Below are 15634 nucleotides of genomic sequence, written 5' to 3'. Positions count from 1 at the left end.
GTCATGACACGCGTATTGCGAGATGGTGACACGCGCGCCCGACCCGCCGTCGGAACTCTCGAAACCGCAAGAACGGCGCGCTGTGTTGCTAAGCGGAGACACGTCCTGAGGGCGGACGCGAGCGCTCCCATCGCTTCTAACCAGCGCATTCCGTCGAGGCGACGCAGCACAAACCGCTGGCCAAGGTCCGTCGGCAAATTAGTCGGCGAGCAGACGATCGGGCGCTTCGACCAGAGCACGGAACGCCTGCAGCCACCGCGCGCCGGTCGCGCCGTCGAGGGCGCGATGATCACAGGTCAGGGTGACGGTCATGAATTGCTCCTCGGCAAGCCCGCCGTCGACCAACACCGGCCGCCGCCGCCCGGCACCGACCGACAGGATCGCCGCCTGCGGTGGATTGAGGATCGAGCCGAAACTCGTCACCCCGAACATGCCGAGGTTGGATACGGTGAACGTGCCGCCGGTGTATTCGTCGGGCTGGAGCCGGAACTTGGCGGCGCGCGCGGCAAGATCGCGGAGTTCGGCAGCGATCGCGGCGACGGGCTTGGTGTCGGCGGAGCGGACGATCGGAGTCGTCAGGCCGCCCTTGACCGCGACGGCCACCGCGACGTCGGCATGGGCGTGCTGGAGCATGCCGTCGGGGGTATAGCTGACGTTGACTTCGGGGACGTCGACCAGCGCCAGCGCCGCCGCCTTGACGACCAGGTCGTTGACTGACAGCTTCGGCATATCACCGACGTTGTGCTTCGCGCGCGCCGCCATCAGCGCGTCGAGGCCGATGTCCATCGACAGCGGGAAGTGCGGGATGTCGCGGGCGCTGTCGGTCATCCGCTGGGCGATGAACTTGCGCAGGCGGTCGAGGGGTTTGACCGTGTAGCTGCCCCGCGGCAGGCCGAGGCGTTCGAGCCGCTCGGCCAGGAGTTCGGCAGCGTCTGCTTTGGGGTCGAGTTCGGAAGGGGGGTTCATCCGGCCACTAAGCGTAGCCAGCTGTCGGCGGTAAACTCAGGAAAGTGCTAGCCCGCCGCAACCATTTGGAACCGGGTTGCCGCCCCCGCCTCAGGCTTTGCCGAGAAACCGCTCGATGACGCTGCTGGCAAGGCGCGCCGGGCGCAGTGATTGCGCGTCGAGGCAGCACCAACTCGACTTGGCCTCGGCGAGGACGACCTCGCCGCGCTTGATGATGGTTTCGTAGAACGCGCGGGCGCCGTGGATCTTTTCCAGCACCACGGTCGCGATCACGTCGTCGTCGAGGAACGTCGGCTTGCGGTAGGTGATCTCGTGCTTGAGCGCGACCCACAGGTGATCGGCGACGGCCTCGGCGGGTGCGAACCGCTGCCAGTGTGCGATGACGGCGGCCTGAATCCACTTCAGGTAGCTGGCATTGTTGACATGCCCCATGAAGTCGATGTCGGCCGCTTCGATAGCGACGACGTGATCGTAGTGTGCATAGTCGGACATGACGCCACTCTGACCGGGCCTCGCGGAATGACAAGCGCGCAAATATATCCGGCGGCAGTTTGTGGCGGGTAAATAGTCGAACATCGCCTCTGCCGGCAGGCGCGGGCCACACCGTATCGACCATGCGATTGCGCTGGCTATGCGAGGGGGCGCACGGCACAGGGTTGTACGGCCATAGCCCGGGGGCGTTGCGAATGTGCTTTTCGGCCACCGCCAGCTTCATCGCCGCCGGCGGGCTCGGGATCATCGGAGTGGCGACGCTGCGCCATGTCCGCGAGCCGCGTGCCCTGCTCTTTGCCGCGGTCCCGTTGCTGTTCGCGGCGCACCAGTTTTCCGAAGGCCTGGTCTGGTTCGCCTTGGAGGGCAGGATCGGCATTTTCGCGCTCGACCATGTCGTCTTCATGTTCACGTTCTACGCGCTCGGTGTCCTGCCGTTGCTGATGCCGACGGCGGTGGCGCTGATGGAGCCGCCCGGCTGGCGGCGTCTGGTGATCCTTGGGCTGACGCTGGTCGGGGCGGTCGTCTTTGCCTTTGACATCGCCGGCGTGATCCTGTTTCCGACGCAGGCATTCATCGAACACCACTCGATCGCCTATCATAACCCGATGACCAGCGTGCTCTGGGTGTCGCTGCTCTACATCCTCGCCACGTGCGGCGCGCTGTTGTTGTCGAGCCATCGCGTCGTCAGGGTCTACGGCGTGCTGAACGTCGTCGGGCTGACGATCGTCCATCTCGTCAAAGGCTATGCCTTCGCCTCGGTGTGGTGCTTTTACGCGGCCATCCTGAGCGTCGTCATTTATCGGCAGTTCCAGACGCGAAGTATCGACATCGCGACGCCAAATGGCACGTCACAGTTCCTCAGGCCCTTCCTGCTCTCCTGGCTGCGCAAACCGCAACAGGCTGCAGCACAGCGGAGTTGAAGATGGCCAAGCCGGAAATCGCCTGAGCCGGAACCCGCTGAGCCAAAAATCGGCTGGGCACACACAGAGGATATCAACACTTCCGCGCGTAATGTTCGGCATGCCTGCCGAACCAGTGAGCGCCGCGATCGCCCTGAACCGCTTCGGCCTCGGTGCCCGCGCTGGCGAAACCCCGCCGGCTGACCCGAAAGCCTGGCTCCGCGCCCAGCAGCACCACTTCGACCCCCGCCCCACAGTTATCGCCGCTACGCCCCACAGTTCCGCGCTTGCAGCGGCGTGGCACGAGTATTCTACGCAGGTGCGAGCCGCGAGCATGAAGGCCAAGCGTGCCGCGAACGCGGGGCTTGCCCCATCCACCGCCCCGGCCGCGGTCATGCCAGTCGCATTCGCCAAGCCGGCGACACCGGGCAAGCCGCTCCAGCATGACGTTCGCCACTTCAACCGCGATAGCTACGAGGCACAGGAGCGAGCGCGACTCTTGGCGGCGCTGACCACGCCGGCGCCGTTCGCCGAGCGGCTGACATACTTCTGGGCAAACCACTTCGCGGTTTCGGCGGACAATGTCGTGATGCTCGGGCTGGCCGGCACGCTCGAGTTCGAGGCGATCAGGCCCAATGTGTTCGGTCGCTTCGGGGACCTTCTGCAGGCGGTAGAAACCCATCCGGCGATGCTGTCGTATCTCGACCAGATCCAGTCGATCGGACCCGACAGCGCCGTGCAACGCCGCGCGTCGCTGCGCCAGGCCAGGACGAAGAGCGTCGGCCTCAACGAGAATTTGGCGCGCGAGATTCTCGAGCTGCATACGCTCGGGGTCGGTAGCGGCTATTCTCAAGCAGATGTCCAGGAACTGGCACGGGCGCTGACGGGCTGGAGTGTCGGCGGCTTCCTGCCTCCGACGACCGCGATCGCAGCCGTCGACGGTGGGTTCGTTTTCCAGCCTGATTGGCATCAGCCCGGCGAGCGGGTTTTGCTCGGCAAGACCTACCGGCAGGACGGCGACGCGCAAGGACGCGCGATGCTCGCCGACCTCGCGGTGCATCCGGCGACCGCGCACCATCTCGCGACCAAGCTGGCTCGGCACTTCGCCGGCGACGTGCCGCCGCCGGCGCTGGTCGAACGGCTGGCGGCGACACACATGAAGACCGGGGGCGATCTGTCGCGGGTGTATGAGACGCTGATCGACGCGCCCGAAATCTGGTCGCGGTCGCTGGCGAAGTTCAAGACACCCTGGGAATGGCTGGTGTCGGCGCTGCGCGGCGTCGGCGTTACCGATGCACCGGATCTCAAGTTCGTGGTTGAATTGAGGGACCTTGGCCAGTCGATTTGGAAACCGCGCTCACCGGCCGGCTGGGACGATACTGCCCCGAGCTGGGCGGCCCCCGATGCGCTGCTGCGCCGGGTCGAGGTGGCGCAGCGGCTGGCGGCGACGATCGGCGACCGGCTCGACGCCCGAATGCTCGCACGCCGCCTTCTGCCCGGCACGCTGAGGCCCGAAACGAGCGCGGCGATCGCGCGCGCCGCATCACCGGCGCAAGCGCTCGCACTGTTGCTCGTCGCACCTGAGTTCATGCGGAGATGACCATGCTGAGCCGTCGCACACTTCTCGGCCGCGCCGCGCTGACCGGCATGGTCGCGTTGAGCCCGCACCTCGCTCTGGCCAACGCGCCGACCGACCGCCGCTTTGTCTTCATCATCCTGCGCGGCGCGATGGACGGGTTGTCCGTGGTGTCGCCAGTCGGGGATCCGGCGTACGCAGGCTTGCGCGGCGCACTCGCCGACCCGCAGGGCCAGTCGACCAAGCTCGACACGCTGTTCGCGCTCCACCCGGCAATGACCGCGACCGCCGCGATGTACGCCGGTCGTGAAGCGCTGTTCGTCCACGCCGTCGCCTCACCGTACCGCGAGCGCTCGCACTTCGACGCGCAGAACGTCCTCGAAACCGGCGGCACCGTCGCCTTTGCGTTCAAGGATGGCTGGCTCAACCGGTTCGGCGGAATGGTCCCGCAGGACCCTGCAATCGCCATCGCCGCCACCGTGCCATTGGCCTTGCGGGGCAAGGCGCCGGTCTCCAGCTACGCGCCGTCGGCGCTGCCCGACGCGAGCGACGACCTGCTCGCCCGGGTCGGGGCGCTGTATTCCGCCGATCCGCAGCTGCATCCGTTATGGTCGGCGGCGATGGATGCGCGAATGCTCGCCGGAGCGAACGGTCCGGGCACCATGGCCCCGGCGGCGCTGGGCAAGCTTGCCGCAAGCTTCCTGGCAAAGCCCGCCGGCCCGCGGCTGGCGACGATCGAGATCAACGGCTGGGACACCCATTCCGCTCAAGTCCGACGGCTCGGCACACAACTGAAGCAGCTCGATGACACGCTGGCGGCGCTGAAGCTCGGTCTCGGCCCGGTGTGGTCGAAGACGGTCGTCCTCGCCGCGACCGAGTTCGGGCGAACGGCCGCAGTGAACGGCACCGGCGGCACCGACCACGGCACCGGTGGACTGGCGATCGTCGCCGGCGGCGCGGTGCGCGGCGGGCGGGTGATCGCCGAGTGGCCCGGCCTCGCACCGTCGCAGCTGTACCAGAACCGCGACCTGCGACCGACGACCGACCTGCGCGCGCTGATGCTCGGACTTACGGCGGAGGCCTATGGGCTCGATCCCGAGCGGGTGTCGCGGACGGTCTTTCCGGGTAACAACGTCCGCGCCATGACCGGCCTCCTGCACAGCTAGGCCAATGGGCTGGGTCAGCCTTGGGGCACGAGCTTGTCCTGTGTCTGCGTCTCGAAGTCGCCGGCGTCGTGGCGCTCGTGAAGCTGGACCTCGGGCGGGCCGAACATGCGGTTGACCAGCCAGCCGCGCTTGACCGCGGGACGTTCGCCGATCTGCCGGGTCCAGCGGCCGAGATTGACGTAGCTGGCGGCATCGAGGAACTCCGCCGCGTCGTAGATGGTGTTCTGGATGACGGCCCCGTACCACGGCCAGATCGCGATATCGGCGATCGAGTAGGCGTCGCCTGCCATGTACTCGTTCTCCGCAAGGCGGCGGTCCAGCACGTCGAGCTGGCGCTTGGCCTCCATCGTGAAGCGGTCGATGCAATATTCGATCCGCTCGGGTGCGTAGGCGTAGAAGTGCCCGAAGCCGCCGCCAAGGTAGGGCGCGCTGCCCATCTGCCAGAACAGCCACGACAGGCACTCGGTGCGCTGCGCATGGTCCGACGGCAGGAACGCCCCGAATTTCTCCGCAAGGTAAAGCAGCATCGCCCCGGATTCGAAGATTCGGGTCGGCACCGGCGTGCTGTGATCGACCAGCGCTGGAATCTTGGAGTTGGGATTGACCGCCGTGAAGCCGCTGCCGAACTGGTCGCCGTCCATGATCCGGATCAGCCAGGCGTCGTACTCGGCCCCGGTATGCCCGAGCGCCAGCAGCTCCTCGAACATGATCGCGACCTTGACGCCGTTCGGCGTTGCCAGCGAGTACAGCTGGAAGGGGTGCTTGCCGACCGGCAGCTCCTGGTCGTGGGTCGGGCCGGCGATCGGGCGGTTGATGTTCGCGAAGCGCCCGCCGTTGGCCTTGGTCCATTCCCAAACTCGCGGCGGCGTATAGGCGGCGTCGGACATGGTCTCTCCTTGGGGATCTAATTCGTCGCCCCTCTTATTACCGGTTCTGCTCTGGCGCGACATGACTCATAGGGGTCGTCGCCCCAATCCGCCCAGCCGACGCCGATACCAGCCGATTGACCGAGGTTTCACCGCTAGGCCGCCTCGAATTGCGGCGAGCGTTGGCTCCGGTGATCGGCTCGCCTGAACCGTCCTCTCCGCAGTTCGTCGCTACTCGCAGTTGACCATTACTTAAGGCGAACAATTGGCACTAGCAGCGTGTCCCAAACTCGCGCTAGCAATGCTGGGTGGCACCATCAGTCAAGACCTCCTCACCAGGCTCGATATCCCGAAACTGGGCGAGGGGAGGCCCGACGGCATCGGTCTGGCAGGAGCGCATGCCGGTTCGCGCCGAACTTTTCGGTGTCGAACGGCTTGAAGACCATGGCCGTTCGCTCGCGGGGGCGCAGCGAATCGAGCCGGGCGCAACCCGCTCTCGCCAGTTGCTTACCCGCCTCGACGACAACGCCGATGCACTGAAGCGGACCTACCGCGAAACTGCCCATGCACTCGAACTGGACCGCCCCATCGCACCCGCGGCCGAATGGCTGATCGACAATTACCACATCGTCGAAAAGCAGATCCGCAAGATCCGCGACGACCTGCCGCCCGACTTCTACCGCCAGCTGCCCAAGCTTGCCGACGGGCCGCTGGCCACCCTGCCCCGCGTGTTCGGCATCGCCTGGGCCTATGTCGCTCACAGCGACAGCCTGTTCGAGGAAGAGCGGCTGCGGCGCTTCGTGGCGGCGTACCAGCGTGTCAATGCGCTGACCATCGGCGAGCTGTGGGCGCTGGCGATTTCGCTCCAGCTCGTCCTCGTCGAAAACCTGCGCAGGCTCGCCGACCTGGCGATCACCGACGAGCAGGACCGCACCCGCGCCGATGCGTTCGCCGACGCATTGTTCGCAGCAACCAGCGACGCGACCGCGTTGGCCAGCCTCACCACGATCGATAGCGCGCAGCCGCCGGCCTTTGTCAGCCAGCTCGCGCTGCGGCTGCGCGATGTCGACGACCGCAGCGAAATCGCGCGGCGCTGGCTCGAATCCCGGACCGTCGCGGCAGGCAGCAGCATCGCCGAGGTCGACACCGTCGCGCAGTGGGCGCTGATCGCCTCAACCGCCTCGATCCGCAACGTCATCATGGCGATGCGCGCGATCGCCGAGACCGACTGGGGCGACATGGTCGAGGCGCTCAGCCTTCCCGACCAGGTGCTGCGTGACGGCAGCAACTTTGCCAAGATGGATTTCCCGTCGCGCAATCTCTACCGCAACGCCCTCGAGGAGCTGTCGCGCGGCTCCGCCTACGCTGAAGACGAGGTCGCGGTGCGCGCGCTCGCACTGGCCAACGGGCGCGTCGGGCACAACGCCGTCGACAAGGATCCGGGGTTCTATCTGGTCGGCGCCGGCCGAGCGGAACTCGAGGACAACATCGACTATGTCCCGCCGGTCGGGACCCGTCTCGCACGCTGGCTTCGGAGCGGCGGGATCAAGGTCTATATCGCGCTGATCATGCTCGCCGCAGTGCTGCTCGTGCAGGTTCCGCTGGGCGGTCTTGCCACGGCGGCGCTGCCTTGGTGGTTCGTGATCCCGATGATCGGCGCGGCACTGATCCTGGCGATCGAGACTGCCACAGCGATCGTCAACCGGATCATGGCGACGCTGCTGCCACCGCGCATCGTCCCGGCGCTGGAACTCGACGACGGCGTCGACGCTAACCTCCAGACGCTGGTGGTCGTGCCGATCCTGATGGGTTGGAAAAACCAAGTCGCCGAAGAGATCGCCAACCTCGAAGTCCACCATCTCACGACCCGCGAAGACGCGGTCCGCTATGCCTTGCTGTCCGACTTCGGCGACGCGGCGAGCGAAACCCTGCCCGGCGAGACCGAGCGGCTCGCCAGCGCACAGGCTGCGGTCGCCGCACTGAACGCTCGCTATCCGACCGACGGCGCCCCGCGGTTCCTGTTCCTGCACCGCCGTCGCCAGTACAACCCGGCGGAAAGCTGCTGGATGGGGTGGGAGCGCAAGCGCGGCAAGCTGCACGAACTCAACCGCCTGCTGCGCGGCGCGACCGACACCTCCTATTGCACCGCCGACGGCGGTTCACCGGAGGTCCCCCAAGGGGTGCGCTACGTCATCACTCTCGACGCCGACACCCAGCTTCCGCTCGGCACCGCCCGCCGGCTGATCGGCAAGATGGCGCACCCGCTCAACCGCCCACAGTTCGACGTCGCACTGCGGCGGGTGGTTTCGGGCTATGGCATCATGCAGCCGCGCGTTGCCGTGGCACTGCCGACCGGGCGCGGCCAGTCGCGTTTCGAGGCACTGGCGGGCGGCCCGGCAGGGATCGATCCGTACGCATCGGCCGCCTCGGATCTGTACCAGGACCTGCTCGGCGAAGGCTCGTTCACCGGCAAGGGCATCTACGAGATCGACACATTCATGGCGTCGCTGGCCGGGCGCGTGCCACCGAACACCATGCTCAGCCACGACCTCTTCGAGGGGGTCTACGCGCGCGCCGGGCTGGTCTCCGACATCGAGGTCGTCGAAGATTTCCCGGTACGCTACGACGCCGCCGCGCGCCGCCAGCATCGCTGGGTTCGCGGCGACTGGCAGTTGCTGCCGTGGATCCTGACGCTGCGGCGAGCCGCGGCGGACAATCTGCCGGGCACCGGTCGCGCCAAGATGCTCGACAACCTCCGCCGTTCGCTGGTCGCCCCGGCGATCCTCGCGGCGCTGATCGGTGCCTGGTTCATGCCGCCGCTGGCCTCCGCGCGGTGGACGCTCGGCGTGCTGCTGCTGATCGCGATCCCGCCGCTGCTGCCGCTGCCTTCGCTGCTGCTGGCGCGGCGGCGGCGCGACGTGCCTCTGCGGGCGCATCTCGGGGCCACCGGCGGCGATATCCGGTCGGCATTCGGCGTCCTTGCGCTGCAGCTGGTGACCGTCGCTGACCAGGCGGTACGGATGGTCGATGCCATCGTCCGCACGCTGATCCGGCTGTTCGTCACACGCCGCCACTTGCTCGAGTGGACGACCGCGGCCAAGGCCAGTGCGTCGCCCAACCCCAGCATCTGGCAGCTTTACCGCTTCATGGGCCAGTCGGTCGTGCTAGCGCTCGTCGTGGCGGGGGTGGCGATCTTCGTACAGCCGGGTATCTCGCCGCTGGTCGTGCCACTGGCGCTGGCGTGGCTGGCGGCACCGGCGATCGCCTGGGCGGTCAGCCAGCCCCGCCCGATCGCCACCGCGCCGCCGCTCGATGCCGGCCAGCGTGCGCAGCTCGAGGATATCGCCCAGCAGACATGGCGGTTCTTCACGACACTCGTCACGGCGGAGCACAACCACCTGCCTCCCGACAACTTCCAGGAGACGCCCGAACCTGTCGTCGCCGGGCGGACCTCGCCGACCAACATCGGGCTGTACCTGCTGGTCGTCGCCACCGCGCGCAACAATGGCTGGTGCCCGCCTATCGAAGCGCTCGACCGGCTCGAAGCGACGTTTGCCACGCTCGGCCGCATGTCCCGCTTCCGCGGCCATTTCTTCAACTGGTACGACACCCGTGACCTGCGCGTGCTGGAGCCCGCCTATGTTTCGGCGGTCGACAGCGGCAACCTCGCCGGCCACCTGATCGCTCTCGCCAACCTGCTCGGGGCGTGGCGTGACCCCGACAGCATGACCCGCGCGACGCGCCTCGCGACCACGGCGCGGGCGATGGCGATGGCAATGGACTTCGCGTTCCTCGTCGACCCCGAGCGGCTGCTGCTGTCGATCGGCTGGTCGGTCGCCGACAACCGGCGCGACGAAAGCTGCTACGACCTGCTCGCCTCGGAGGCACGGCTGGCCAGCCTGTTCGCCATCGCCAAGGGCGACATCCCGGCCCGACACTGGTTCCGGCTCGGCCGCAGCGCCACGGCGGCGGGCGGTGCCTCGGTGCTGATCTCGTGGTCGGGGTCGATGTTCGAGTATCTGATGCCGTCGCTGTTGATGCGCGCGCCGGATGGCAGCCTGCTCGAAACCTCGAACCGCCTCGTCGTCCAGCGCCAGCGCGACTATGCCCGCGAGGCCGGCGTGCCGTGGGGTATCTCCGAGTCCGCCTACAACGCTCGCGACCGCGAGATGACCTACCAGTATTCCAACTTCGGCGTGCCCGGGCTGGGGTTGAAGCGCGGCCTGTCCGAGAACCTCGTGATCGCGCCCTACGCGACCGGCCTCGCGGTCATGGTCGATGCCGCCGCCGCGCTCGACAACTTCGCGGCGCTGACGGCGATCGGCGGGCGCGGCGCGATGGGGTTCTACGAAGCCCTCGATTTCACCCCTAGCCGCGTCCCCGACGGGGAGCGCTTCTCGATCGTGCGAAACTACATGGCGCACCACCAGGGCATGACCTTGCTCGCGGTCGCCAACGCCCTCGACGGCGGCAAATTGCGCGACGCGTTCCATGCGGAACCGATGATCCGCGCAACGGCGCTGCTTCTCCACGAGCGCCCGCCACGCGGGGTCGGCACCTTCAGCCCACGTGCCGAGGAAGCCGCGCTGACCGCCACCGACCGGCCACCCGAGTCTGGCGCGACCCGTGTCTATAGCCACCGGCCCGAGGGCGTGCATCCCGTCCACCTGCTGTCGAACGGGCGTTATTCGGTGCTGCTGACCAGCGCCGGCGGCGGCTACAGCCACTGGCACGGGCTCGCCATCAACCGTTGGCGCGAGGACCCGGTCGTCGCCGGGCACGGCTCGTGGCTTTACGTGACCGACCGCCAGAGCCATGAATCTTGGTCGGCGACACTTGCCCCACTCGGTGCCCAGCCGACCCAGTACACCGCAGTCTTCGCGGAGGGCCGCGCCGAGTTCCGCCGCCGCGACGGCGCATTGGCGACGACCACCGAAGTGCTGATCTCACCCGAGGACGACGCCGAAGTGCGACGCGTGTCGGTTGCCAACCGTGGCAGCCGCCCGCGCGAGATCGACCTGACGTCGTTCATCGAGCTGACCGTCGGCGCCCAGGCGACCGACCTCGGGCACCCGGCCTTTGCGCGCATGTTCATCGAGACCGAGTGCCTCGAAGGCCCGGTACTGGTCGCGCACCGGCGGCCGCGCGGGTCGGACGATCCGTCGATCTGGGTCGCGCACCTCGCGGTTATCGAGGGGGCGGTGGTCGCGCCATCGATCTGGGAGACCGACCGTAGCCGCTTCCTCGGGCGCGGCCATTCGGCGGCCAATCCCGTCGGCCTCGGGCGTGACCTCGAAGGCCATGCCGGCACGGTGCTCGATCCCGCGCTGGTCCTGCGCTGCCCGGTGCTGGTGCCGCCGGGCGAAACCGTGCGCGTCGCCTTCTGGACCATCGCCGCCGCGTCGCGCGAGGACCTGATCGACGCCATCGACCGGCACAGCGACGCCAGCGCCTTCGACCGCGCACAGGTCGGCGCCTGGACCCAGGCGCAGATCGAGCGCCGCTTCCTCAAGCTCGATCCCGGCGACGCCGCCGACTTCCAGCGGCTGGCCGGGCACATCGTCAACGCCGGTGCCGCCCATGCACCCCCGCCCGCGCTGGTGGCAGCTGCCGCCGGGCCGCAATCGGCATTGTGGGTCCACGGCATCTCGGGCGACCTCCCGATCGTCATCGTCCGCATCGACGACCCTCGCGACCTGGCCGTTGTCTCCGACCTGCTCCGCGCCTTCGAGTTTCTGCAGGCGCGCTACCTGGCGTTCGACCTCGTCATCCTGAACGAACGCAAGGCGTCGTACATCCAGGACCTGCAGACCGCGATCGAGGACGCGGTCCGTGTCGTGCGGGCCCGCCCGGCGCCCCCCGGCGTGCGGGGTGAGGTCTACACGCTGCGCTCCGACCTGATGCTCGAGCAGCAGGTGGCGACGCTGCGCGCGTTGGCGCGGGTCGAGTTCCTGGCCCAGCGCGGCACGCTCCGCCGCCAGTTGCAACGGCCGGAGGCGCTGACCGCGCCCGTCGTCGTGGTGCCCCCCCCGACCGGCCGCCCGCCGCGCGCCGGCCGCCCGCCCGATACCGCGCTGCCGCTCGAGGAGACGGTCGAGTTCTGGAACGGCTACGGCGGCTTCCACGCCGACGGCACCGAATATGCGATGATCCTGCACGACCGCCAGACGACCCCGGCACCGTGGATCAACGTCCTCGCCAACCCGGAGTTCGGCTGCCAGGTGTCGGCCGATGCGCTCGGTGCGATCTGGTCGGGGAACGCCCGCGAGAACCAGCTGACGCCGTGGTCGAACGATGCTGCCTCCGATCCGCCCGGCGACATGCTTTACCTGCGCGACCTCGATACCGGCCAGGTGTGGTCGCCGACACTGGCCCCGGCGGGCGCGGGCGGCGCGCGCATCACCCGCCATGGCTTCGGCTACAGCCGCTTTCACGCCGTCGGGCACGGCATCGAGAGCGACCTGCTGGTCCACGTCCCGCTCGATGCGCCGCTGCGGCTGGCGCGGCTGACGCTGCGCAACCGCTCGGACCGGACCCGTGGGCTGTCGGTGACCGGCTACGCCGAGTGGGTGCTGGGCGGGGCAAGGTCGAAGACCGCGTCGCACATCGTCACCGAGCGCGATGCCGAGACCGGCGCCCTGTTCGCGCGCAACCCGTTCGACCCCGAGACCGGCACCCGCATCGCCTTTGCCGATCTCGACGGTTGCCAGACCGGTTGGACCTGCGACCGAGCTGCCTTCATCGGGCGCGGCGGCAGCCTCGTCCATCCCGCGGCGCTGGCGCACGACACCCCTCTGGTCGGTTGCGCCGGGGCCGGGCACGACCCCTGCGCCGTCCTCACCACCGACGTCACCCTGGCACCGGGAGAGTCGTGCGAAATCGTCTGGACCATCGGACAGGCCGCCGACCGCGACGCGGCGCGCGTGCTGGTCCACGAGTGGCGTGCCGCCGACCTCGATGCCGAGCTGGCGCGCACCACCGCACACTGGACGTCGACGCTCGGCACCGTGGAACTGCGTACCCCCGACCGCGCCATGGACATTATGCTCAACGGCTGGCTGCTCTACCAGGTGCTCGGCTGCCGGGTCTGGGGCCGTGCCGGCTTCTACCAGGCGAGCGGCGCGTACGGTTTCCGCGACCAGTTGCAGGACGGCGGCGCGTTGCTGCTGGCGCGGCCCGACTTGGTCCGTCCCCACCTGCTGCGCGCCGCCGGGCGTCAGTTCCGCGAGGGCGACGTCCAGCATTGGTGGCTCCCTGAAAGCGGGCGCGGCGTCCGCACCCGCATCTCCGACGACCGCGGCTGGCTGGCGATTTCGGTCGCCGACTATGTCGAGAGCACCGGCGACAGCGCGATCCTCGAGACCCCGATTGCTTTCCTCGTCGGCCGGCACCTCGAACCGCACGAGCACGACGCTTTCTACCAGCCAGAAACCAGCCTCGACCGGGCCTCACTGTACACCCACTGCGCGCTCGCGCTTGACCAGTCGGTGGCGATGACTGGCGCGCTCGGCCTGCCGCTGATCGGCGGCGGCGACTGGAACGACGGCATGAACCGCGTCGGCGAGGGCGGCCAGGGCATGAGCGTCTGGCTCGGCTGGCACCTGATCCACGCGATCAACCGCTTCGCACCCTTCGCCGACGTCCGCGAGCCCGAGCGCGCCGCCCGCTGGCGCGAGCATGCCGAGAACCTGCGCGCCGCGATCGAGGCGGTCGCCTGGGACGGCGAATGGTACCGGCGTGCGACCTACGACGACGGCACCTGGCTGGGCTCGAAGGACAGCGACGAATGCCGGATCGACTCGATCGCGCAGACCTGGGCGGTGATCAGCGGTGCCGCCGACCCGGCGCGCGCCGCGCAGGCGCTGGCCTCGGTGCGCCTCCATCTCGTCGATCCGACCCAGCGTCTGGTCAAGCTGTTCACCCCGCCGTTCGACAAGACGGCGCACGACCCCGGCTACATCCGCAGCTACCCGCCGGGCCTGCGCGAAAACGGCGGCCAGTACAGCCACGCCGCGATGTGGACGATCGTCGCCGCCGCCCGGATGGGGGACGGAGACGGTGCGGTCGCCCTGTTCGACCTGCTCAACCCGATCAATCATGCCCTGACCACCGCGACCGCCGATCACTACCGGGTCGAGCCGTATGTCGTCGCAGCGGATATCTACTCGGTGGCACCGAACAACGGCCGCGGCGGCTGGACCTGGTATACGGGCGCGGCGGGCTGGATGTACCGCGCCGGCATCGAGAGCATCCTCGGGCTGAAGCGGGTCGGCGGTATGATCCACCTCAATCCGTGCCTGCCCGAAGACTGGCCGGGTATTTCGGCAACGCTCCGGCTGGGTGACGCCGTCTATGAGATCGAGATCAAGCGCGCTGCACCTGCCGCTGCAACCGTTCTCGAGATCGATGGCGTTGCTTTGGACGTCGTTTCCGGGGCGGTGACGTGGCCCTCCACGAGCGGCCGGCACGTCGTCAAGTTGTCCTACTGAGACTGCCGACGTCGAAGATGCCGGTCGTCCGTATCAGGCTTACGGATTGAAGCCGGGCTGGTTGCTGGCAACCGGACCGAGCGCCTGCGCAAAGGTCCGGCGCATCAGTTCCGACTGGGCGATGACGAAAACGGCGTGGGCGAACGGTGCCAGCGGCTGCCGGTCGCGCACCACCAGCCCGACCGCGGTGCCTTCCTCCTGCCCGGTGATCACGTGCCGGGCCAGCGACGGATTGCCGGCGATGTAGGGCGCATACGTGTCCGGCAGGATACTGGCGAGGGTCCCCATGTGCAGGATCGACAGCAGCGCGACGTAGGAGTTCGCGGTCGCTTGCGGCGTCGCCGTGGCTCCGGCCGCGGCGAGCTTGGCGTCGAGGATACGGCGATTCTGCATCGACAGCGGCAATAGGCACAGTGGTAGCGCTGCCGCCTCGGTCCAGCTTAGCGGGTCGCTGACCTTGATGTCGCGATGGGCGACGAGGATGTAGCGCTCGCGGTACAGCTCGACCTGCAGCACGTTGGGCAACGGCTCGTTGTCGAGATAAGTGATGCCGGCATCGAGCTCGTACTCCTCGAGACCGCGGTCGATCTGGCGCGAGCTCAGCGACGTAATCGAGACGCGCAGGCCCGGATGACGCTGGCTCAGCGCATGCGTGATCGGGCCGATCGATGGCAACGCCGCCGGTATCGTGCCGAGCCGCAATTCGCCCTCCAGCGGCCCGCGGTCGCCCGCTGCCGCAAGGCGCATCGCGGCAAACGCGGCGATCAGCTGCTGAGCCAGCGGCAGTACCGCCTGCCCCTCCGGCGTCAGTCCGACATAGCGGCGGTTGCGCACCACCAGTCGGTGGCCGAGCAATTGCTCGAGCGCCGCAATGCCCGCCGACAGGGTCGGCTGGCTGACGCCACATTGTGCCGCCGCCCGGGCGAAATGCTCCTCGCGGGCCAGCGCACAGAAATATTCGACGGATCGTAGCTGCATCGACCGGACCTATAGCAGGCTTGAGCGCCAGCCCAGCCTAACCCGCGCTGAGCCTTGATAGAGCAGGCCCATCGATCATGTCGCTTGTCGATTTGACCCTGGAGGGCGTCGCGCCCAGCATTACCCGGGGGAGGAGTTAAGTTTTGAAGAAGAGCGACAGGCGAAATCGTGAGGCCGGCGACCGGGAAATTGCCCGTGCCCG

The 15634-nt window shown here is 68.2% G+C and carries 8 protein-coding genes; 4 read left to right on the top strand and 4 right to left on the bottom strand.

What is annotated here, in order from left to right:
* Nucleotides 1–198: 198 nt before the first annotated feature.
* Both KX816_03730 and KX816_03725 read right to left on the bottom strand, forming a co-directional pair.
* Nucleotides 199–966, bottom strand: coding sequence for a 2-oxo acid dehydrogenase subunit E2 (locus KX816_03730; GenBank protein QXQ07172.1), 768 nt, complete (start codon nucleotides 964–966; stop codon nucleotides 199–201).
* 90 nt (nucleotides 967–1056) lie between these two features.
* Nucleotides 1057–1458, bottom strand: a complete 402-nt coding sequence (locus KX816_03725) for an acyl-CoA thioesterase (protein QXQ07171.1) — start codon at nucleotides 1456–1458, stop codon at nucleotides 1057–1059.
* A 194-nt stretch (nucleotides 1459–1652) separates the two neighbouring features.
* On the opposite strand from KX816_03725, the gene KX816_03720 reads away from it, so the two are divergent.
* The 3 genes from KX816_03720 to KX816_03710 all read left to right on the top strand — a co-directional run bounded on the left by KX816_03720 (nucleotide 1653) and on the right by KX816_03710 (nucleotide 5099).
* A complete protein-coding gene (locus tag KX816_03720; GenBank protein QXQ07170.1) occupies nucleotides 1653–2378 on the top strand; it encodes a hypothetical protein in 726 nt (241 codons plus the stop codon).
* Nucleotides 2379–2478: 100 nt separating this feature from the next.
* Nucleotides 2479–3957 carry a DUF1800 domain-containing protein gene (locus tag KX816_03715; protein QXQ07169.1) on the top strand — a complete coding sequence of 493 codons (1479 nt, stop codon included), beginning with the start codon at nucleotides 2479–2481 and terminating at the stop codon, nucleotides 3955–3957.
* A gap of 2 nt (nucleotides 3958–3959) precedes the next feature.
* Entirely contained in the window at nucleotides 3960–5099 is a 1140-nt protein-coding gene (locus KX816_03710; GenBank protein ID QXQ07168.1) for a DUF1501 domain-containing protein, read from the top strand.
* Between the two features lie 14 nt (nucleotides 5100–5113).
* Here KX816_03710 and yghU read toward each other — a convergent pair whose 3' ends face one another.
* Nucleotides 5114–5986, bottom strand: a complete 873-nt coding sequence (gene yghU / locus KX816_03705) for a glutathione-dependent disulfide-bond oxidoreductase (GenBank protein ID QXQ07167.1) — start codon at nucleotides 5984–5986, stop codon at nucleotides 5114–5116.
* A 377-nt stretch (nucleotides 5987–6363) separates the two neighbouring features.
* On the opposite strand from yghU, the gene KX816_03700 reads away from it, so the two are divergent.
* Complete coding sequence (locus KX816_03700) at nucleotides 6364–14454, top strand: glycosyl transferase (GenBank protein ID QXQ07166.1); 8091 nt, start codon at nucleotides 6364–6366, stop codon at nucleotides 14452–14454.
* 39 nt (nucleotides 14455–14493) lie between these two features.
* Here KX816_03700 and KX816_03695 read toward each other — a convergent pair whose 3' ends face one another.
* The gene (locus KX816_03695; GenBank protein QXQ07165.1) at nucleotides 14494–15432 is read right to left on the bottom strand and encodes a LysR family transcriptional regulator; all 939 of its coding nucleotides are present in this window, start codon (nucleotides 15430–15432) and stop codon (nucleotides 14494–14496) included.
* Nucleotides 15433–15634: the final 202 nt, after the last annotated feature.

The sequence above is a fragment of the Sphingosinicellaceae bacterium genome, from assembly GCA_019285715.1.
Taxonomy (GTDB): Bacteria; Pseudomonadota; Alphaproteobacteria; order Sphingomonadales; family Sphingomonadaceae; genus Glacieibacterium.
Note: the sequence above shows the minus strand (reverse complement) of the source record. Positions and strands in the feature narration are given on the sequence as shown.